Source organism: Streptomyces sp. NRRL S-455 (assembly GCF_000717875.1).
GTDB lineage: Bacteria > Actinomycetota > Actinomycetes > Streptomycetales > Streptomycetaceae > Streptomyces.
Window position 1 is genome coordinate 817,554 of sequence record NZ_JOCT01000004.1, and the last position, 19,177, is coordinate 836,730.

Annotated in this window: 18 protein-coding genes and 1 rRNA gene; 5 read left to right on the forward strand and 14 right to left on the reverse strand. The window is 71.1% G+C overall.

From position 1 onward, the window contains the following. Positions 1 to 262: 262 nt before the first annotated feature. Positions 263 to 1,651: an FAD-binding oxidoreductase gene (locus tag IE97_RS0109470; RefSeq protein ID WP_030234693.1), complete on the forward strand. Its 1,389-nt coding sequence runs from the start codon at positions 263 to 265 to the stop codon at positions 1,649 to 1,651. Positions 1,652 to 1,740: 89 nt separating this feature from the next. Continuing rightward, the gene (locus IE97_RS0109475; protein ID WP_030234697.1) at positions 1,741 to 2,583 is read left to right on the forward strand and encodes a phosphotransferase enzyme family protein; all 843 of its coding nucleotides are present in this window, start codon (positions 1,741 to 1,743) and stop codon (positions 2,581 to 2,583) included. A gap of 91 nt (positions 2,584 to 2,674) precedes the next feature. Here the strand turns inward: IE97_RS0109475 and IE97_RS0109480 are convergent, their stop codons facing one another. The 5 genes from IE97_RS0109480 to IE97_RS0109500 form a co-directional block, all read right to left on the reverse strand. Continuing rightward, the gene (locus IE97_RS0109480) at positions 2,675 to 4,381 is read right to left on the reverse strand and encodes a uroporphyrinogen-III synthase (protein ID WP_030234702.1); all 1,707 of its coding nucleotides are present in this window, start codon (positions 4,379 to 4,381) and stop codon (positions 2,675 to 2,677) included. Beyond that, positions 4,378 to 5,349: a hydroxymethylbilane synthase gene (gene hemC / locus IE97_RS0109485; protein WP_030234705.1), complete on the reverse strand. Its 972-nt coding sequence runs from the start codon at positions 5,347 to 5,349 to the stop codon at positions 4,378 to 4,380. Before hemC ends, IE97_RS0109480 begins: the two co-directional genes overlap by 4 nt. Beyond that, positions 5,346 to 7,043 carry a glutamyl-tRNA reductase gene (locus tag IE97_RS0109490; RefSeq protein ID WP_030234710.1) on the reverse strand — a complete coding sequence of 566 codons (1,698 nt, stop codon included), beginning with the start codon at positions 7,041 to 7,043 and terminating at the stop codon, positions 5,346 to 5,348. Before IE97_RS0109490 ends, hemC begins: the two co-directional genes overlap by 4 nt. Further along, entirely contained in the window at positions 7,040 to 7,801 is a 762-nt protein-coding gene (locus tag IE97_RS0109495; RefSeq protein ID WP_030234712.1) for a redox-sensing transcriptional repressor Rex, read from the reverse strand. The genes IE97_RS0109490 and IE97_RS0109495 overlap by 4 nt, the downstream gene beginning before the upstream one ends. Positions 7,802 to 8,112: 311 nt before the next feature. Further along, positions 8,113 to 8,391 carry a glutaredoxin family protein gene (locus IE97_RS0109500; protein WP_030234716.1) on the reverse strand — a complete coding sequence of 93 codons (279 nt, stop codon included), beginning with the start codon at positions 8,389 to 8,391 and terminating at the stop codon, positions 8,113 to 8,115. 161 nt (positions 8,392 to 8,552) lie between these two features. Here IE97_RS0109500 and IE97_RS0109505 point away from each other — a divergent pair, with 161 nt between their 5' ends. The 3 genes from IE97_RS0109505 to IE97_RS0109515 all read left to right on the forward strand — a co-directional run bounded on the left by IE97_RS0109505 (position 8,553) and on the right by IE97_RS0109515 (position 12,073). Continuing rightward, complete coding sequence (locus tag IE97_RS0109505) at positions 8,553 to 9,470, forward strand: HAD family hydrolase (protein ID WP_051704889.1); 918 nt, start codon at positions 8,553 to 8,555, stop codon at positions 9,468 to 9,470. Positions 9,471 to 9,819: 349 nt separating this feature from the next. After that, positions 9,820 to 10,590 carry an ECF subfamily RNA polymerase sigma factor, BldN family gene (locus tag IE97_RS0109510; protein ID WP_030234721.1) on the forward strand — a complete coding sequence of 257 codons (771 nt, stop codon included), beginning with the start codon at positions 9,820 to 9,822 and terminating at the stop codon, positions 10,588 to 10,590. Between the two features lie 235 nt (positions 10,591 to 10,825). Further along, entirely contained in the window at positions 10,826 to 12,073 is a 1,248-nt protein-coding gene (locus IE97_RS0109515) for a DUF5667 domain-containing protein (protein WP_030234723.1), read from the forward strand. 72 nt (positions 12,074 to 12,145) lie between these two features. Here IE97_RS0109515 and IE97_RS0109520 read toward each other — a convergent pair whose 3' ends face one another. From IE97_RS0109520 to rrf, 9 genes are all read right to left on the reverse strand, one after another. Then, a complete protein-coding gene (locus tag IE97_RS0109520) occupies positions 12,146 to 13,195 on the reverse strand; it encodes a lysophospholipid acyltransferase family protein (protein ID WP_030234727.1) in 1,050 nt (349 codons plus the stop codon). A 14-nt stretch (positions 13,196 to 13,209) separates the two neighbouring features. Beyond that, complete coding sequence (locus tag IE97_RS0109525) at positions 13,210 to 14,271, reverse strand: NAD-dependent epimerase/dehydratase family protein (RefSeq protein WP_030234730.1); 1,062 nt, start codon at positions 14,269 to 14,271, stop codon at positions 13,210 to 13,212. A gap of 203 nt (positions 14,272 to 14,474) precedes the next feature. Beyond that, positions 14,475 to 14,573 (reverse strand): 30S ribosomal protein bS22, encoded by a 99-nt coding sequence (locus IE97_RS40040; RefSeq protein ID WP_003948845.1) that lies wholly within the window; start codon positions 14,571 to 14,573, stop codon positions 14,475 to 14,477. 155 nt (positions 14,574 to 14,728) lie between these two features. After that, complete coding sequence (locus IE97_RS0109535; RefSeq protein ID WP_004984898.1) at positions 14,729 to 14,941, reverse strand: helix-turn-helix domain-containing protein; 213 nt, start codon at positions 14,939 to 14,941, stop codon at positions 14,729 to 14,731. Positions 14,942 to 15,070: 129 nt separating this feature from the next. After that, positions 15,071 to 15,886: a phosphatase gene (locus tag IE97_RS0109540; RefSeq protein WP_030234733.1), complete on the reverse strand. Its 816-nt coding sequence runs from the start codon at positions 15,884 to 15,886 to the stop codon at positions 15,071 to 15,073. Positions 15,887 to 15,973: 87 nt separating this feature from the next. Next, positions 15,974 to 17,146, reverse strand: a complete 1,173-nt coding sequence (locus IE97_RS0109545) for an acetoin utilization protein AcuC (protein ID WP_030234738.1) — start codon at positions 17,144 to 17,146, stop codon at positions 15,974 to 15,976. Beyond that, on the reverse strand, positions 17,097 to 18,311 hold the full coding sequence (locus tag IE97_RS0109550) for an MFS transporter (RefSeq protein ID WP_030234741.1): 1,215 nt from the start codon (positions 18,309 to 18,311) through the stop codon (positions 17,097 to 17,099). The genes IE97_RS0109545 and IE97_RS0109550 overlap by 50 nt, the downstream gene beginning before the upstream one ends. An 80-nt stretch (positions 18,312 to 18,391) precedes the next feature. Beyond that, positions 18,392 to 19,036, reverse strand: coding sequence for an HAD family hydrolase (locus IE97_RS0109555; protein ID WP_030234745.1), 645 nt, complete (start codon positions 19,034 to 19,036; stop codon positions 18,392 to 18,394). Positions 19,037 to 19,096: 60 nt separating this feature from the next. Continuing rightward, positions 19,097 to 19,177 (reverse strand): 5S ribosomal RNA (rrf, locus tag IE97_RS0109560); the annotation flags it as partial.

A 19,177-nucleotide genomic window follows, 5' to 3' on the forward strand; every position in this document is an offset into this window, starting at 1 on the left:
GCCCAAAACCCCCCGATGCCGACGCGATGTCGGACGCCGGGAGAAGCCGAGAGCTCGGGGAGGGTGGGCGCGGCGGCACCCCGCCGCGCCGGGCTGCGCAACGCCCCGCCCCGGCCCCGACGCCGAGCACCACGCAGCCACAGCCCCACAGTGCGCCCCCGCCCACCCAGGGTCCATCCTGAAGGTCCAAGGACAAGGACCCCGACGGCCGAACGACACCGCCGCCGTCCCTCCGTACCCACCCCCCCACACGGAGGACGCGATGACCACCCACCCCCATACCCCCGACCTCTTCGCCCTCTCGGAGATCAACGGTCCGGTCCTCCGCCCCGGGGACCCCGCCTACGCCGACGAGGTCACGGGCTTCAACCTCGCCGCCCTCCACACACCGGACATCGTCATAGGGGCGACCGGCCCGGACGACATCGTCACCGCCATGCGCTGGGCGAATGCCACCGGCACCCCCGTGGCCGTCCAGGCCACCGGCCACGGCGCCAACTTCCCCATCGAGCACGGTCTCCTGATCACCACGTCCCGTATGACGGACGTACGGACGGACCCCACCACCCGCACCGCCACCGTCGCCGCGGGCGCGAAGTGGAGCGACGTCCTGGCCGCAGCCGCCCCCCACGGCCTCTCCGGCCTCTGCGGCACCTCCACCGACGCCGGCGTCGTCGGCTACATCCTCGGCGGCGGACTCCCCGTCCTGGGCCGTGCCTACGGCTACGCCGCCGACCTGGTCCGCTCCTTCCAGGTCGTCACCCCGGACGGTCACCTGCGCGAAACGGACTCCCAGCAGGAACCGGAACTGTTCTGGGCCCTGCGCGGCGGCAAGGGCAACGTAGGCGTCGTCACGTCCCTCGTCACCGAACTGCTCCCCGTCCCCCGCCTCTACGGCGGCGGAATCCACTGCCATGGCGAACACGCGGAGGCCCTGCTGCGGGCCTGGACGGACTGGACCCGCACCGTCCCCGACGAGATGTGCAGCATGTTCTCGATGCTCCGCCTGCCGCCCATCCCCCAGATCCCGGAACCCCTGCGCGGCGGCTTCTGGGCCCGTGTCGCGATCGCCTGGCCCGGCGGCCCGGCCGAGGGCGAGGCGCTGATCGCCCCGCTCCGCCAGGCCGCCCCCGTAGCCGTGGACCTGGTCGAGGAGATGGACTACACGGCCCTGGACCGCATCCACATGGAACCCCAGGACCCGCTTCCGGCCCGCGAGTGCTGCCTGCTCCTGCGCGAACTGCCCTCCGACGCCATCAGCGCGTTCCTGGAACAGGTCGGCCCCACAGCCGGTGCCGACTACCCGCTGCTGGTGGCCTCGTTGCGCCACATGGGCGGCACGTTGGCCCGCCCGGCCCCGGTCGAGGACGCCGTCTGCGCACGCGACGCCCGCTACTTCATGGAGTCGGTCGGCGTCCTGTCCGCACCCCCGGTGGCCGAAGCCGTCGAACAGGCGACGACCCGCCTCTACACCGCGATGGCCCCTTACGGCACCGGCCACACCATGGTCAACATTCACGGCACCCCGGGCGACGAACAGGACCGAGCCCGCGCCTGGACCCCGGAGGTCTACGCCCGACTGCGCCACGACAAGGCCACCTACGACCCGGCCAACCTCCTCCGCTACGGCCACGCGGTGACTCCTGCGTAGTGGGCCGGCCCGGTGGGTCTTGCTAGGGTGCGCGGGTCGCACCGCTCGGGGAGCGGTGGCAGCGCTCAGGGGGAGGGGGCCGGGCGACGGTGCAGGCGTCAGAGGTCCGGCGTGCGGTGGCCGTGGCCATGTCGACCGCGTCATCACTCGGCCTGACCGTCGACGACGCGATCGTTCTTCAGAACTCGAACAAGCTCACTCTGCGCCTGCTGCCCTGTGACGTCCTGGCCCGGGTGGCACCCGTAGCGGACCAGGTCGCGCGGTTCGAGGTCGAGCTCGCCCAGCGGCTCGCCGGATCCGGGTGCCCGGTGGCTGCTCTCGATCCCCGAGTGGAGCCGCGCGTCCATGAGCGTGACGGCTTCGTGGTCACGCTGTGGACCTACCACGAGCCCGTGACACCTCAAGAGGTCTCACCGGCCGACTACGCCCGTGCGCTCGAGCGGCTGCATGCCGGCATGCGCACGCTCGATGTCCCGGCACCGCACTTCACGGACCGCATCGAGCAGGCACAGCACCTCGTGGCCGACCGCGACCGCACCCCGGCACTCGCCGACGCGGACCGGGAGCTGCTCGGCGACACGCTGCGGAGCATGAGGCGACTGATCGGCGAACGCGGCGGTGCCGAGCAGTTGCTGCACGGCGAGCCGCACCCGGGCAACGTGCTCTCCACGAAGAACGGGCCGCTGTTCATAGACCTCGAGACGTGCTGCCGCGGACCCGTCGAGTTCGACCTCGCCCACGCGCCCGAGGAAGTCGGCGAGCACTACCCGGGCGTCGATCAAGGCCTGCTGCGCGAGTGCCGGATCCTCGTGCTGGCGGTGATCACCACCTGGCGCTGGGATCGATACGACCAGTTCCCGGACGGGCGTCGGCTGGGCACGGAGTGGCTCAGCCGGATCCGGGCAGCACTCGGTCCCGAAGGGCGCCCCTGACGGGGCGGGACCGCGCGCGGCCCCCGCGGTCGCTTGCGCGAGTACGAGGGCCGCACGGCACTGTCAGTCGGTGACCTTCACCGGGCACACGTCACGTGGTGGAACGCCGCCGCCGAGCCCCCGGCCGCCTCTCACTCGGACGGGTCACAGGATCCCCGGCCTCCACAGCGGCGGCTCTCCGCTTCGCGCCGAAGTCGGCCAGCGCCTCCGCGAGCTTCAGCACGGACGGCTCCGGAGCCATGACGTCCACCCGGAGCCCGTGCTCCTCGGCGGTCTTCGCCGTGGCCGGGCCGATACACGCGATCACGGTGACGTTGTGCGGCTTGCCGGCGATACCCACCAGGTTCCGCACGGTCGACGACGAGGTGAAGAGAACGGCGTCGAAACCGCCGCCCTTGATCGCCTCCCGGGTCTCCGCCGGCGGCGGCGAGGCCCGCACGGTCCGGTAGGCGGTGACGTCGTCGACCTCCCAGCCGAGCTCGATCAGCCCGGCGACCAGCGTCTCCGTGGCGATGTCGGCACGCGGCAGGAACACCCGGTCGATCGGGTCGAACACCGGGTCGTAGGGAGGCCAGTCCTCCAGCAGTCCGGCCGCGCTCTGCTCCCCGCTCGGCACCAGGTCCGGCTTCACGCCGAAGGCGATCAGCGCGTTGGCCGTCTGCTCGCCGACCGCCGCGACCTTGATCCCGGCGAAGGCGCGGGCGTCGAGCCCGTACTCCTCGAACTTCTCCCGCACGGCCTTGACCGCGTTCACCGAGGTGAAGGCGATCCACTCGTAGCGGCCCGTGACGAGCCCCTTGACCGCCCGCTCCATCTGCTGGGGCGTGCGCGGCGGTTCCACGGCGATCGTCGGCACCTCGTGCGGCACGGCCCCGTACGACCGCAGCTGGTCGGAGAGCGACACCGCCTGCTCCTTGGTCCGCGGCACGAGCACCTTCCAGCCGAACAGCGGCTTGGACTCGAACCACGCGAGCTGGTCGCGCTGGGCGGCGGCGGAACGCTCACCGACCACGGCTATCACCGGCCGGCCGCCCTCGGGCGACGGCAGCACCTTGGCCTGCTTCAGCGTCTGCGCGATCGTGCCGAGCGTGGCGGTCCAGGTGCGCTGCCGGGTGGTCGTACCGGCGACGGTGACCGTCATCGGGGTGTCCGGCTTGCGGCCCGCGGAGACGAGCTCGCCGGCCGCCGCGGCGACGGAGTCCAGCGTCGTGGAGACGACGACCGTGCCGTCCGAGGCGCCGACCTCCGTCCAGCACCGGTCCGAGGCCGTCCGCGCGTCGACGAACCGCACGTCCGCGCCCTGCGCGTCCCGCAGCGGCACACCGGCGTACGCGGGCACACCGACGGCGCTCGCGATACCGGGGACGACCTCGAAGGGCACCCCGGCGGCGGCGCACGCCAGCATCTCCTCGGCGGCGTACGTGTCGAGGCCCGGGTCGCCGGACACCGCACGCACGACCCGCCTGCCGCCCCGCGCGGCCTCCATGACAAGATGTGCGGCATCCCGCACCGCGGGGACGGCGACGGTGGTTGACGTGCCGTCAACTACCGTCAGCTGGGGCGTTCCTGTGCCCGGCGCCGGATCCTGGGAAGGATTCGTGTCCGTGTGCACTTCGGATACGCCCTGCCTGGCGTGCTGACGTACGACGTCGAGCACCTCGTGCTCGGCGACGAGGACGTCCGCGTGCGCCAGCGCCTCCACGGCGCGCAGAGTCAGCAGTCCCGGATCTCCGGGTCCGGCACCCAGGAAGGTGACGTGCCCGTGTTCAGGACCGGCGGAAAGGGTGGTGGGGCTCAATGTGCTCGCTCCCCCATCAGACCGGCCGCGCCCTGGGCGAGCATCTCGGCCGCGAGTTCGCGACCGAGCGCCGTTGCCCGGTCGTGCGTCTCGGGCACGGGACCGGTGGTGGACAGCTGCACCATGCGCGTGCCGTCGGTGGTGCCGACGACGCCGCGCAGGCGCATTTCCTTGACAGTCTGCCCGTCGGCCAGAAGGTCGGCCAGCGCGCCCACAGGGGCGCTGCAGCCGGCCTCCAGGGCGGCGAGCAGTGACCGCTCGGCCGTCACGGCGACCCGTGTGAACGGGTCGTCGAGTTCGGCGAGCGCGGCGACGAGGGCAGCGTCTTGGGCGGTGCGCCCCGCCCTGCACTCGATCGCCAGGGCCCCCTGGCCGGGGGCGGGCAAAACCGTATCGACCGACAGGAAATCGGTCACTTCGTCACCCCGGCCGATCCGGTTCAGTCCGGCGGCGGCGAGCACGACGGCGTCGAGCTCACCGGCCCGTACGAACCCGATGCGGGTGTCGACGTTTCCGCGTATCGGCACCGTCTCTATGTCCAGGCGGTGGCTGCGCGCATACGCGTTGAGCTGCGCCATGCGGCGCGGCGAGCCGGTACCGATGCGGGCCCCGTGGGGCAGGTCGGTGAGCTTCAGGGCGTCCCGGGCGACGATGACGTCCCGTGGGTCCTCCCGTACGGGCACGGCGGCGACGACCAGTTCGTCGGGCTGCGTGGTGGGCAGGTCCTTCAGCGAGTGCACCGCGAAGTCGACCTCGCCCTTGAGCAGCGCGTCGCGCAGGGCGGTCACGAACACGCCGGTGCCGCCGATCTGGGCGAGCTGCTCGCGTGAGACGTCGCCGTACGTGGTGATCTCGACGAGTTCGACGGGCCGCCCGGTCACCCGGCTCACGGCCTCGGCCACCTGCCCGGACTGGGCCATGGCGAGCTTGCTCCGCCGGGTACCGAGCCTCAGCGCCTTGTCCTTCATGCCGGGCCTCGGTCCTTCTCTGTGCTGTCCTCGGCCCGGGAGACGGCTGCCACCGTCTCGGGGTCGAGGTCGAACAGGGTTCGCAGCGCGTCCGCGTATCCGGCGCCGCCGGGTTCGGCCGCGAGTTGCTTGACCCTCACGGTCGGCGCGTGCAGCAGCTTGTCGACCACGCGCTTCACGGTCTGGGTGATCTCCGCTCGGTGCTTGTCGTCGAGGCCGGGCAGCCGCCCGTCCAGGCGGGCGATCTCGCTGGCCACGACGTCGGCGGCCATGGTGCGCAGGGCGACCACGGTCGGCGTGATGTGCGCGGCCCGCAGTGCTGCCCCGAAGGCCGCGACCTCGTCGGAGACGATACGCCGCACCTGGTCCACATCGGCAGCCATCGGGGCGTCCGCGGAGGCCTCGGCGAGCGATTCGATGTCCACCAGCCGCACCCCGGCGAGCCGGTGCACGGCCGCGTCGATGTCGCGCGGCATCGCCAGGTCGAGAAGGAAGAGCACGGGCTCGGGCCGCTGCGGCTCCGCGGCCGGCTCGGGCCGGCGCCGCTCGGGGATGCGCCCGACGGTGGCGGCGGTCGCGGCGAGCGCGCCGATCAGCTCGGCGTCGGCCTCGGGGCCGCGGCGGGCGGCGTCGCGGCGGTCGACGGTGCCGCCCGCGACCCACGCGGCGTGCTGCTCCAGCGTGGCGGCGTCCATGCCGGCCACGGCGGCCTCCCCCATGACGGAGAAGCCGGGCTGCACGGCCGCCAGGTCGAGCGGGCAGTTCTCGTCGTTGCCGACGGAGGCGGATTGCGGTGGCGCCTGGCGGGACTCCGCGGGGCGGTCGTCCGCGATCTCGGCGGCCGGCTGCCCGGTACGGCCTTCCACCGCGGCGGCGACCGCCTCGGCCGTCAGGACCAGGCCCGTCGCGCCGGTGCAGGAGACGGCGACGTCGGCACGTGTCAGCTCGGCCGGCACCGATTCCATCGGTACCGCGCGGGCCAGCACGTCCGTGTCGTCGCCCTCGCCGAGTATCTGGGCGAGCCGCTCGGCGCGGTCGAAGGTGCGGTTGGCGACGACGACCTCGGCGACCCCGGCGCGGGCGAGCGTGGCGGCGGCCAGGGAGGACATCGAACCGGCCCCGATGACCAGCGCCTTCTTGCCCCGGGCCCAGGTCTCCACGTCACCACCCGCGGCCAGCTGCTCCAGGCCGAAGGTGACCAGGGACTGGCCGGCGCGGTCGATGCCGGTCTCGGAGTGGGCGCGCTTGCCGACCCTGAGGGCCTGCTGGAACAGGTCGTTCAGCAGGCGGCCCGCGGAGTGCAGCTCCTGCGCCCGGGCCAGGGAGTCCTTGATCTGGCCGAGGACCTGCCCCTCGCCGACGACCATCGAGTCCAGCCCGCAGGCCACCGAGAACAGGTGGTGGACGGCCCGGTCCTCGTAGTGCACGTAGAGGTAGGGAGTGAGCTCCTCGAGGCCGACGCCGCTGTGCTGGGCGAGCAGCGTGGACAGCTCGGCGACACCGGCGTGGAACTTGTCCACGTCGGCGTAGAGCTCGATGCGGTTGCAGGTGGCGAGCACCGCGGCCTCGGCGGCCGGTTCGGCGGCGACCGTGTCCTGGAGCAGCTTGACCTGCGCGTCCGTGCTGAGCGAGGCCCGCTCCAGCACGCTGACCGGGGCGCTGCGGTGACTGAGTCCGACGACGAGGAGGCTCATGCGGGCATCACGGCGGGCATGTCCCCGTCAGGCCCCTGGTCGGCGGACTCGCTGCGTGCGGCGGTGGCCCGGACGCCACCGTCGGAGGCGGCCTCCTCCCCGGCCTTGCGCTGCTCGTGGAAGGCGAGGATCTGCAGCTCGATGGAGAGGTCGACCTTGCGCACGTCGACGCCGTCCGGGACGGACAGCACGGTCGGCGCGAAGTTCAGGATGGAGGTGACGCCGGCGGCCACGAGCCGGTCGCAGACGGCCTGGGCGGCACCGGCGGGGGTGGCGATGACACCGATCGACACGCCGTTGTCCTGGATGATCTTCTCCAGGTCGTCGGAGTGCTGCACGGGGATGCCGGCGACGGGCTTGCCCGCCATGGCCGGGTCGGCGTCGATCAGCGCGGCGACCCGGAACCCGCGGGAGGCGAAACCGCCGTAGTTGGCGAGGGCGGCGCCGAGGTTACCGATACCGACGATCACGACCGGCCAGTCCTGGGTGAGGCCCAGTTCGCGGGAGATCTGGTAGACGAGATACTCGACGTCGTAGCCGACGCCCCGGGTCCCGTAGGAGCCGAGGTAGGAGAAGTCCTTGCGCAGCTTCGCGGAGTTGACCCCCGCCGCGGCCGCGAGCTCCTCGGAGGAGACCGTGGGCACCGAGCGCTCCGACAGCGCGGTCAGGGCGCGGAGGTACAGCGGAAGCCGGGCGACGGTGGCCTCGGGAATCCCTCGGCTGCGGGTCGCCGGTCGGTGAGTTCGGCCAGTTGCCACGGTGCTCCTGCGGGTAGAGCGGGGCTGTAGGCGGTCATACGTCCCTACATGACCGCCCCGTCGAATGCAGGCTATGTCTTTGTGAACGCGTGCACAAAGATGGTGTCCGATTTGCCCGGCCAACGTGACCGGGCTCACGCACCCCCGGCGCGTTCGCGGGGAACCGGCGCGCGAGCGCCGTCGCTCCTCTGCTTCCGGGGGCAAAACCGCACACTCCTCTGTGTATCCCGCCCCCGAGACCAGCCACGGACGATCCTAAGCGACCTGCCGACCGGTTTGGACTGCTCGGTCAGTCAGGTCACCGGCCGGTCTCAGTCGGTCAGCGCCTTGCGTAGCCGGCCCTCGTCGACACGCCAGAACGTGTGCTGCCTGCCGTCCACCAGCACGACCGGGATCTGCTCCCAGTACTGGTCGTGCAGTTCCTGATCCTCGGTGATGTCCTTCCGCTCCCAGGGGACGCCGAGATCACCGCACACCTTCTCCACGACGACCTGTGCGTCATCACACAGATGACAGCCGGGTTTGCGGATGAGCGTGACGAGCCGGTCCCGAGGGGGCTTGCGACGAAAGAGGGAACCCATGCCGGCCATTGTCGCGCGCCCGTGAACGAGGGAAACCCCCGCGAAAGGCCAGGGGACACGCCGACCGGAATCGCCGCGCGCCGCGTCTTTAACGACACACTCGCCGAGAGTTCACACGCTCCAAACCTCTTGACTCCGGAACCACCGAACAGACTGGCTATGCTCACGCCATGGCCGCTCTTGGATGGCTCACTCCCCGTAGGCGCTCCGCCACGGCGCGGAGCGTTTTGGCAGGCGAGGCTTCGGCGGAGGCAGCACGCAAGACCTCGCTGGAGACCGCCGGCACGACCGAGGAACCGCAGTTCCCGGTGCACGGCGACGACCGGGCCGCCGCCTTCTTCGACCTGGACAACACCGTCATGCAGGGCGCCGCGCTCTTCCACTTCGGCCGTGGCCTGTACAAACGGAAGTTCTTCGAGACGCGCGAACTCGCCCGGTTCGCCTGGCAGCAGGCCTGGTTCCGGCTGGCCGGGGTCGAGGACCCCGAGCACATGCAGGAGGCCCGCGACTCGGCGCTGTCGATCGTCAAGGGCCACCGCGTCGCCGAGCTGCAGTCGATCGGCGAGGAGATCTACGACGAGTACATGGCCGAGCGCATCTGGCCCGGCACCCGGGCCCTCGCCCAGGCCCATCTGGACGCAGGCCAGAAGGTGTGGCTCGTGACGGCCGCCCCGGTCGAGATCGCGCAGGTCATCGCCCGCCGCCTGGGCCTCACCGGCGCCCTCGGCACGGTCGCCGAGTCCGTGGACGGCGTCTACACGGGCAAGCTGGTCGGCGAGCCGCTGCACGGCCCCGCGAAGGCCGAGGCGGTCCGCGCCCTGGCCGCGGCGGAGGGCCTGGACCTGGGCCGCTGCGCCGCCTACAGCGACTCGCACAACGACATCCCGATGCTGTCCCTGGTCGGCCACCCCTACGCCATCAACCCGGACTCCAAGCTGCGCAGGCACGCCCGCGAGCTCGACTGGCGCCTGCGCGACTACCGCACCGGCCGCAAGGCGGCCAAGGTCGGCATCCCCGCCGCGGCCGGCGTCGGCGCGGTGGCCGGCGGCACGGCGGCGGCGATCGCCCTGCACCGCCGCCGCCGCTGACGATCCGGTCAATCCGCGACACCCTTGTTTACGGGATGACAGGCCCCGTAAATCCAACTGGCGTACCCCCACAACCTCGCGTCCAGTCCTCTTGGCTGCACACGGCCACAACATGCCCTGGACCCATCAGCAATTCGAACCTTTTCGATCAACAATCGTTCAGCCGTCGACACCTGATCCGGCGTCAATCGGTTACGGAAGCGACGCAATCGGTGATTTGAGCAACTCGGTGTAGCAGGGCCTGCACGAAGCGTTATTCTCCTCAGACGCAATCCGGTACCCCTCCGTCGCTACGACGGGTGAAAGGTCCCGCACTGCACGTGATGGAAGCTCTGCCTCTGGGAGTCCCGTGTACCCACACGTCGGGGTTGACGCCTCGGGCCTGGCTACGCTGCGCGCAACGGTCCTCGACCTGTTGCGCGGCTTCGTCCCCACCGCGTACGCCGTCCCCGCATTCGCCACCGCCGCACCCGTCGGCCCGTGCTACGCACTGGCCGAGGGCAGCGCCGCGGTCGGCAGACGAGGGCGCCCGTCCGGCGCGGCCACCGCCCGCCGGCCCGCCGCGGACAGCGACAGCGCGCGGATGATGGACCTCGTGGAGCGCGCCCAGGCCGGCGAGGCCGAAGCCTTCGGCCGCCTCTACGACCAGTACAGCGACACCGTCTACCGGTACATCTACTACCGGGTCGGAGGAAAGGCGACCGCCGAGGACCTCACCAGCGAGACCTTCCTGCGGGCCCTGCGCCGGATCGGCACCTTCACCTGGCAGGGCCGCGACTTCGGCGCCTGGCTCGTCACCATCGCCCGCAACCTGGTCGCGGACCACTTCAAGTCCAGCCGCTTCCGCCTCGAGGTCACCACCGGCGAGATGCTCGACGCCAACGAGGTCGAGCGCTCCCCCGAGGACTCCGTCCTGGAGTCCCTCTCCAACGCCGCCCTGCTCGACGCCGTGCGGCGGCTCAACCCCCAGCAGCAGGAGTGCGTGACGCTCCGCTTCCTCCAGGGCCTCTCCGTCGCCGAGACCGCCCGGGTCATGGGCAAGAACGAGGGCGCCATCAAGACCCTCCAGTACCGGGCCGTCCGCACCCTCGCCCGACTCCTCCCGGAAGACGCCCGCTGACCGGTATGCACGCTCAGCGATGGTCAACTCACTTTCCGTGAAAGTCCGTTGGCTCCGGCTTCCGCTCATCCGGCGTCCGTAACCCAAGTGCCGCGCCGCTCGTTGTGCGGGATGCAGACTCCCTGTGGTCACCCCTGACCGACACCGGTCACTCGATCGTGTAGTCGTACTCAGGGTGTGCAACCCTCAGGACCCCCTGGGGAGTCGACCGTCATGACGAGAGGAGGTGCCGCCAGTGATCGCGAACGTATCGGCGCACCGGCGGGCGAGCGCCTTCGCCCAGGCCCTTCAGGAGCAGTCCGAGCAGGGCACGGCGGCCGAGCAGCCCGAAGGACCGGCCCCGGCCGCCGCGGAAGAGACCGAACAGGGACGCCTGATGGCGCTCGCCTCCGGTCTCGACGCGCTGCCCAAACCGAAGCTCGACCCGGAGGTCAAGGTCGTCCAGCGGGCCCAGCTGGTGGCAGCCTTCGAGGCCATGCTCCAGGAGGGCACCGCCGGAGGCGGGGCGACGGACCGCGCGGTCCCCGGGCAGCGCTCCCCTCGGGCCCGCGGCGCCCATCGCGCGAGCCCGCTGAAGAAGTTCCGGCCGCGCTCCCGGCTCGCCAAGGGCCTCACCGCGGGCGGCCTCAGTGTCGGCGTGGCCGCGAGCGCCCTCGGCGGAGTCTCCGCCGCCAGCTCCGACGCCCTGCCCGGCGACTCGCTCTACGGCCTCAAGCGCGGCATCGAGGACGTCAAACTCGGCCTCGCCGACGGCTCCGACGAGCGCGGCCGGGTCTACCTCGACCACGCCTCCACCCGGCTCAGCGAAGCCCGCCGCCTGATGGAGCGCGGCCGCAGCGGCCCCCTGGACCACGAGTCGCTCAGCGAGGTCCGCCGCGCCCTCTCCGGCATGCGGCACGACGCGTCGGAAGGCCACCGGCTGCTGAGCGAGGCGTACCAGCGCGACCCCGACTCCCTGGGCCCCATCCAGGCACTGTCAGCGTTCTCCCGCTCCCACCGCGAGGCCTGGGGCGAACTGCGCGAGAAGCTCCCCGTCCAGCTCGGGGACGTCAGTGAGCAGGTGTCGTCGGTGTTCGACGCCATAGAGGAGGACGTCGCCCCGCTGCGCTCCCTGCTCCCCGACCCCCCGGCGAAAAACGGCGGCCAAGGCAAGCACCGGGGCGCCTCCGAGTCGGCCTCCACCGGCTCCTCCGCCACCGAGGGGTCGGCCCGTCCCAGCGAGAGCGGCGACGGAGAGCACACCGACAAGGGCGCCACCGGCAGCGGCAGCCCCAGCCGCTCGGCCGGCTCCGGCGGCGAAAGCGACGGCCTGCTCGGCGGCAACACCGGCGACCTGCTCGACCCGCCGAAGAACAGCGAGGCGAGCAGCTCCCCGTCGGCGGACGGCAGCAACACCCCCGTCCCCAAGCCGGACGTGACACTCCCGCCGCTCCTGCCCGGCCTGCTGCCCGGGCTGGGCATCGAAGGCGAGGACGGGAACTAGCGACCAGCAGCCTGGCGGCTCAGACGGCGATGGGCGCCTCCGACAACCGGAGGCGCCCATCGCCGTACGGCATCAGAAGAACACCGACCGCCGCTGCACCAGCAGCTTGTACAGCGTGTGCTGGATCTGCTCCCTGACCTGGTCGGTCAGGTTGAACATCAGCATCGGGTCCTCGGCCGCCTCCGGCGGATAGCCGTCCGTGGGGATCGGCTCGCCGAACTGGATCGTCCACTTGGTCGGCAGCGGAATCGCCCCGAGCGGCCCGAGCCACGGGAAGGTCGGCGTGAGCGGGAAGTACGGGAAGCCGAGCAGCCGGGCCACCGTCTTGGCGTTGCCGATCATCGGGTAGATCTCCTCGGCCCCGACGATCGAGCAGGGCACGATCGGCGTCCCGGCGCGCAGCGCCGTCGAGACGAAACCGCCCCGGCCGAAGCGCTGCAGCTTGTAGCGGTCCGCGAAGGGCTTGCCGAGGCCCTTGAAGCCCTCCGGCATGACCCCGACCAGTTCGCCCTGCTCCAGCAGCCGCGCCGCGTCCTCGGCACACGCCAGGGTGTGACCGAGCTTGCGGGCGAGTTCGTTGACCACCGGCAGCATGAACACCAGATCGGCGGCGAGGAGCCGCAGATGCCGGCCCGCCGGATGGTTGTCGTGCACGGCGACCTGCATCATCAGGCCGTCCATCGGGAGCGTCCCGGAGTGGTTGGCGACGATCAGGGCGCCGCCCTCGGACGGAATGTTCTCGATGCCCTTCACCTCGACCCGGAAGTACGTCTCGTACAGCGGGCGCAGCAGGGACATCAGGACCTGGTCGGTGAGTTCCTCGTCGTAGCCGAAGTCGTCGACCTCGTAGTCCCCGGTGAGACGGCGGCGCAGGAAGGCCAGGCCGCCCGCGATACGCCGCTCCAGACCCCCGTCGCCGCCCCGGGACCGCTCCGACGCCTCTTGCTCAGCTGTCACAGGAACATCATCCTGCGGAACGGCCCTGGTGGGCAGGGCCTGCACCTCACCTACCGGCGCGCTCTCCCGGCGCCGGTTCCCCGAGCTCCGGCGACGCTGCGGGCGCTGTGCGGCGCTCCCGCGGTTCCGGTCGTCGTCGAAGGGAATGACCTTGGCATCCGCCATCGTTGATGCGCTCCTCAGTTGGCGCTCTGCGTCGGGGTGTGACCGCCGCCCGCGAGGGGCAGCGCGGCGATCCGGTCGACGGCCCCCGCGAGGGCCTCCGGCGGAAGAAGTCCGGGTCCTTGGCTGCGTGCGAAGTCCGCGAACGTCTCCGCGGTCGTGTACTTGGGCTGGAATCCCAGCGTCTCGCGCATCTGGCCCGTGGCCACGACCCGGCCGTGGGTGAGCAGCCGGATCTGCTCGGGCGAGAAGTCCGACATACCCAGCGTACGCACCAGCGAGCCCGCCCAGGTGACGGCCGGGAGCAGCAGGGGCACGGTGGGGCGGCCCAGGCGCCGGGAGCACTGGGAGAGCAGCAGGACGCCGTCGCCGGCGATGTTGAAGGTGCCGCTGTTGAGGGTGCCCCGCCGCGGCTCGTGCGAGGCGATCCGCAGCACCTCGATCACGTCGTCCTCGTGCACGAACTGCAGCCGCGGGTCGTAGCCGAACACCGTCGGCAGCACCGGCAGCGAGAAGTACGAGGCGAGCGGGGTGTCCGCGGTCGGGCCGAGGATGTTGGCGAACCGCAGCACGGCCACCGCCACGTCGGGCCGGCGGCGCGCGAAGCCGCGGACGTAGCCCTCGACCTCCACCGTGTCCTTGGCGAAGCCGCCGCTGGGCAGGGACTTGGGCGGGGTCGTCTCCGTGAAGACGGCCGGGTCGCGGGGCGCGGAGCCGTAGACGTTCGTGCTGGACTTCACGACCAGCCGCTGCACGCTGGGGGACTTCTGGCAGGCACCGAGCAGCTGCATGGTGCCGATGACGTTGGTCTCCTTCAGGGAGGCCCGGTTACCGCTGCCCAGCGGCGTCCCTGTCACGTCCAGATGGACGACCGTGTCCGCGCCCGTCTCGGCGAGCACCCGCGCGATTCCGGGCTGCCGGATGTCGGCCCGAACGAAGTCGGCCCCGCCCAGATGGTGCTCCGGCGGCACCGCGTCCACGGCGACGACCCGGTCCACCTCGGGGTCACGCTGGATCCGCCGGACGAACCGGCCTCCCAGCGGGCGGGCCACTCCGGTCACGAGCACGACCTTGCCCAAGATCAGCGCCTTCCTTCCAGAAAACCTCTTGCCCCCGCCGCGTTCCCCATTGGGGCCAACTTAGCGGGTCGGTGTTGCGCTGTGATGACCGCCTGATGCGCCAAGTGACGGATGCAGCCGGACGCAGCAGCCGATACGCGTGTGGCCCCCCACCTGACGGTGGGGGGCCACAGCAACGCCTTCGCGGCGTCCGCGTCGCGAACTTACTTCTTGTTGCGACGCTGAACGCGCGTGCGCTTGAGCAGCTTGCGGTGCTTCTTCTTGGCCATCCGCTTGCGCCGCTTCTTGATAACAGAGCCCACGACTACCCTCGCTCACTTCTCATCACTCGGTGTTTGGGCGCCATGGGCCCATACGACCTACGAGGGGCCAGCCTACCCAACCGAGCGCTGAGGTCGTAATCGAGGAGGTCGGGGAGATCCGAAGTGCCCTGTGAGGAATCTCCCCGACCCAGCCGTCAGGCGGTTTCCACCCCCACGTAACTCTCGCGGAGGTACTCGTGAACCGCTTGCTCCGGGACGCGGAAGGACCGCCCCACACGGATCGCGGGCAGATGACCGCTGTGCACCAGCCGGTACACGGTCATCTTCGACACTCGCATCACCGAGGCGACTTCCGCCACGGTAAGGAACTGAACCTCGTTCAGAGGCCTCTCGCCAGCTGCAGCCATGACACACCTGAACCTTCCGCACTCGACGGCCACCGGCTTCCCCTTCCGGTGACTCTTCGTCGCTGCGTGCTCACTCCCCAATGTAGGGGCGGGTGATGCGAGTGGGGAAGAGGTGCACCCATCGGCGGCCTACTGTGACAGACACGCCCGATTGAGTACGTAGCGGGTAAGCGGCAGGTAGTAATCAGACCGCACGCCGTCATCAAGTGGAACGACGACGGACACGCACCCCTCGGCCTGCCCCACGAACGGGGCGGGGTCGTCCGTATCGGCCGGCCCGATGGCCTCGAACCCCAGCTGACCTGCTCCGCAGACCCACCCGTGGTCCCCGATGACCAGCTCGGGAAGCGGCCCGCCGGCCTCCGCGGCGGCGGCCAGCGCGGTACGAACCGGGAGTGGTGAGTGCGTGTGTGCGCCGGGCTCACAACCGGGGCGTTCCGCGTCGGGGGGCCGCACCAGCGCGACTCCCCGTACGTAGCCGAGGTTGTACGTACGTAGGCCGAACCGGGTCGTTATGTCGACACAGCGACCCTGCGCGGGGGTGAGGACGGCACATCCCGCTGCCGACAGCGCGTCTGCCAGCGCGGCGTAGAAGCCGAGCAGCCGGTGAGGGTGCCCGGTGCCGAGGAGCACGGGCGCGCGGCGCCGGGCGGCATCCCCGAGCCGCTCCGCGAAGGCGTCCAGCGCGGCCAGCGTCCTCTCCGGATCGATCACGTCCTGGCCGGAGGTCCGGCGAGAATCGGCCGAAACCCCGCACCTGTCCGCCATCAGCTCGATCAGATCCTGCTGCTTCCAGGAACCTTCCGGATCGATACCGAGCAGCAGTCGGGGGTCCCGGGCGGCGAAGAGCCGGTAGCTCCGCAGGCTCTTCTCCCGCGACGTGGCCACGGTCCCGGCGAGACGCGCACCCACCAGGTGCGCACGGAGAACTTCACGGGTCAGCACCAGGAGATCGTCCGCGACGAGGACCTCGGCTGTCCCGGGAACCGGCGAACACCGCACGGTCGGCCTACCGAGGGCACTCCCCTCCGGTCAGGCCAGCAACCCCCGCAACGGGAACACCGCCCGCCTGGCCGCCAGCACCGCCTGGTCCAGCCGGTCCGCCGGGTCGTAGCCGTCCTCCCAGCCGGAGAAGTCGAGGGGCCAGCGTCCGTCCGTCATCCGCGCCGGGGCCAACTGCCGCGTCCTGGCGAACACTTCCTGCCGCCACCCCTCGGGGATCATCGCCTCGGGCGCCACGGCCCGGCCGGCCGCGATCCCCACGAGATGCGTCCACGACCGCGGCACGACGTCCACCACGGCGTAGCCACCCCCGCCCAGGGCCACCCACCGCCCGTCGGCGTGCTCGTGCGCCAGGTCGTGACAGGCCACCTGCACCGCCCGCTGCGCGTCCAGCGACACCGCCAGATGCGCCAGCGGGTCCTCGAAATGCGTGTCGGCCCCGTGCTGCGTCACCAGCACCTGCGGCCGGAAGTCCGCGATCAGCTCCGGCACCACCGCGTGGAACGCCCGCAGCCATCCGGCGTCCCCCGTCCCGGCCGGCAGCGCCACGTTCACCGCCGAGCCCTCCGCCGAGTCCGCCCCGGTCTCCTCCGGCCATCCCGTCTGCGGGAACAGCGTCCGGGGATGCTCGTGCAGCGAGATAGTGAGCACCCGCGGGTCCTCCCAGAAGGCTGCCTGCACCCCGTCCCCGTGATGAACGTCCACGTCGATGTACGCCACCCGCTCGGCCCCCAGCTCGAGCAGCCGGGCGATCGCCAGCGACGCGTCGTTGTAGATGCAGAACCCGGACGCACCGCCCGGCATCGCGTGGTGCAGACCGCCCGCGAAGTTCACCGCGTGCACCGCCTCACCCCGCCACACCGCCTCCGCCGCCCCCACCGACTGCCCGGCGATCAGCGACGACACCTCGTGCATCCCCGCGAAGGCCGGATCGTCCATCGTCCCCAGCCCGTACGACTGGTCCGCCGCCCCCGGATCCACCGAGGCGGCCTTCACCGCCTGGATGTAGTCCTCCCGGTGGACGAGCCGCAGCGTCGACTCCCCGGCCGCCTTCGCGGCGACGACCTCCACCTCACGGTCCAGCCCGAAGGCACCGACCAGTTTCCGGGTCAGGGCGAGCCGGACCGGGTCCATCGGATGGCCCGGACCGAAGTCATAGCCCGTTACTGCCTCGTCCCACATCAGCTGTGCGCGGCCGCTCATGCCCGCCACCGTATCGGTCCGGTTGAGTCGCGAACGACCGGGCGTACACGAGCGTCACCAGCACCAACACCATCGGCACAAGCATGGCCCCGCGGTAGCTCCACGCATCCCCGAGCGCACCGACCAACGGCGAACCGATCAGGAACCCCACATAGTTGAAGACATTGAGCCGCGCCACAGCCGCATCCGAAGCCCCCGGGAACAGCCTCCCGGCCGCCGCGAAGGTCTGCGGAACCAGCACACACAGCCCCAGACCCAGCAGCGTGAACCCCAGCATCCCCACCCAAGCCCCGGGCGCCCCCGCCACCACGGCGAACCCACCCGCGGCCACCAGCGCGCCGCCCCTTACGACCGCCACCGCCCCGAACCGCCGCACGCCGAAGTCCCCGATGGTCCGCCCCAGCAGCGTCGTGACCATGTACACGTTGTACGGCACGGTCGCCAGCTGCTCCGAGCTTCCCAGCACGTCCTGCAGATACTTCGCACTCCAGTTGGAGACCGTCGAGTCCCCGATGTACGCGACGGTCATCACCAGACACAGCGGCAGCAGCCACCGGAACGCGACGGCCTGCCCCTCACCGGCCTTCTCCTCCTCCACCGGCGTCGCGTCCCCGTCGACGTACCACCGGCTCCCCACCAGCACGGCCGGCAGCAGCACCAGCACGACCGGCAGATACGACACCCACAACGCCAGATCCCAGCGCGCCCCCACCCACGCCAGCGAGGCCCCGACGATCCCGCCCAGGCTGTAGGCCGCGTGAAAGCTGAGCATGATGCTGCGCCCGTACGACCGCTGCAGGCTCACCCCGAGCATGTTCATCGACGCGTCCAGCACTCCGACGGCGAGCCCGAACGCCGCGAGCGCGACCCCCAGTTCCACCATCCGCTCCCCGACCCCGACCCCGAGCAGCGCCAGCAGCACCACGGGCTGGGACCACCGCAGCAGCCGGCTCGCCGGCACCCGCTTCACCAGCCGCTCGGTGCTCACACTTCCCACGCCGGCGAGGATCGGCACAGCGGCCAGGAAGGCGGGCAGCAGCGCGTCGGAGACTCCGTACCGGTCCTGGATGGCCGGAATCCGCGTCACCAGCAGAGCGAAGGCGACCCCCTGCACGCAGAAGCTGAACGCCAGCGAGGCCCTGCCGCGCCGCAGCACATCAGTCATGGCGGCGAGCGTAAGGCCCCTGCGTACTCGTGGGTAGATCCAGCCAAAGATGAATTCCGCTCACCTTCACCGGCGAACGGTCACACCAGCAGGCCGGCCAACTCCCCCATGCTGCCGAAGAGTCCGGTGGCTCCGGCGAGCTTGACGGCGGGTGTCATGGCCGTGAAGCCGTAGACGTCCATCCCGGCCGCGAGCGCCGCCCGCACGCCGAGCGGGCTGTCCTCGACCACCACGCACCGGTCCGGCGGGACCCCCATCCGTTCCGCCGCGTGCAGGAACAGGTCCGGTGCCGGCTTTCCCCGCCCCACGTCCTCCGAGCTGAAGATCCGCCCCTCATCGAACCACCGGTCGAGCCCTGTCGTCCGATGCCCCACGCGGATCCGCTCATGACTCCCCGAGGATGCCACGCAGTACGGCACCTCGTCCGCCGCAAGCTTCTCGAGCACTCCGACGATCCCGTCCACCGGCTTCAACTCCCGCTCGAACGCCGCGAACACCCGCCCATGAAAGACGTCGTCGAAGTCCAGTGGCAACTTGCGCCCGGTCCGCTCCGCGATCAGGTCGTGTACGCGGTGCATCGCGGCACCCATGTAGTCACGCAGGGAGTCCTCGTAGGAGGTCGGGTGCCCGAGTTCGGTCAGGTAGGCGGCCAGGAGCCGGTTGGAGATGGGCTCACTGTCGACGAGGACACCGTCGTTGTCGAAGATCACCAGGTCATAGCGCATGAGTCGACCCTAAACGCAGAAAACCCCGCACCGGTATGGTGCGGGGTTTTCCCAATAATTGTTCGGCGGCGTCCTACTCTCCCACAGGGTCCCCCCTGCAGTACCATCGGCGCTGTAAGGCTTAGCTTCCGGGTTCGGAAT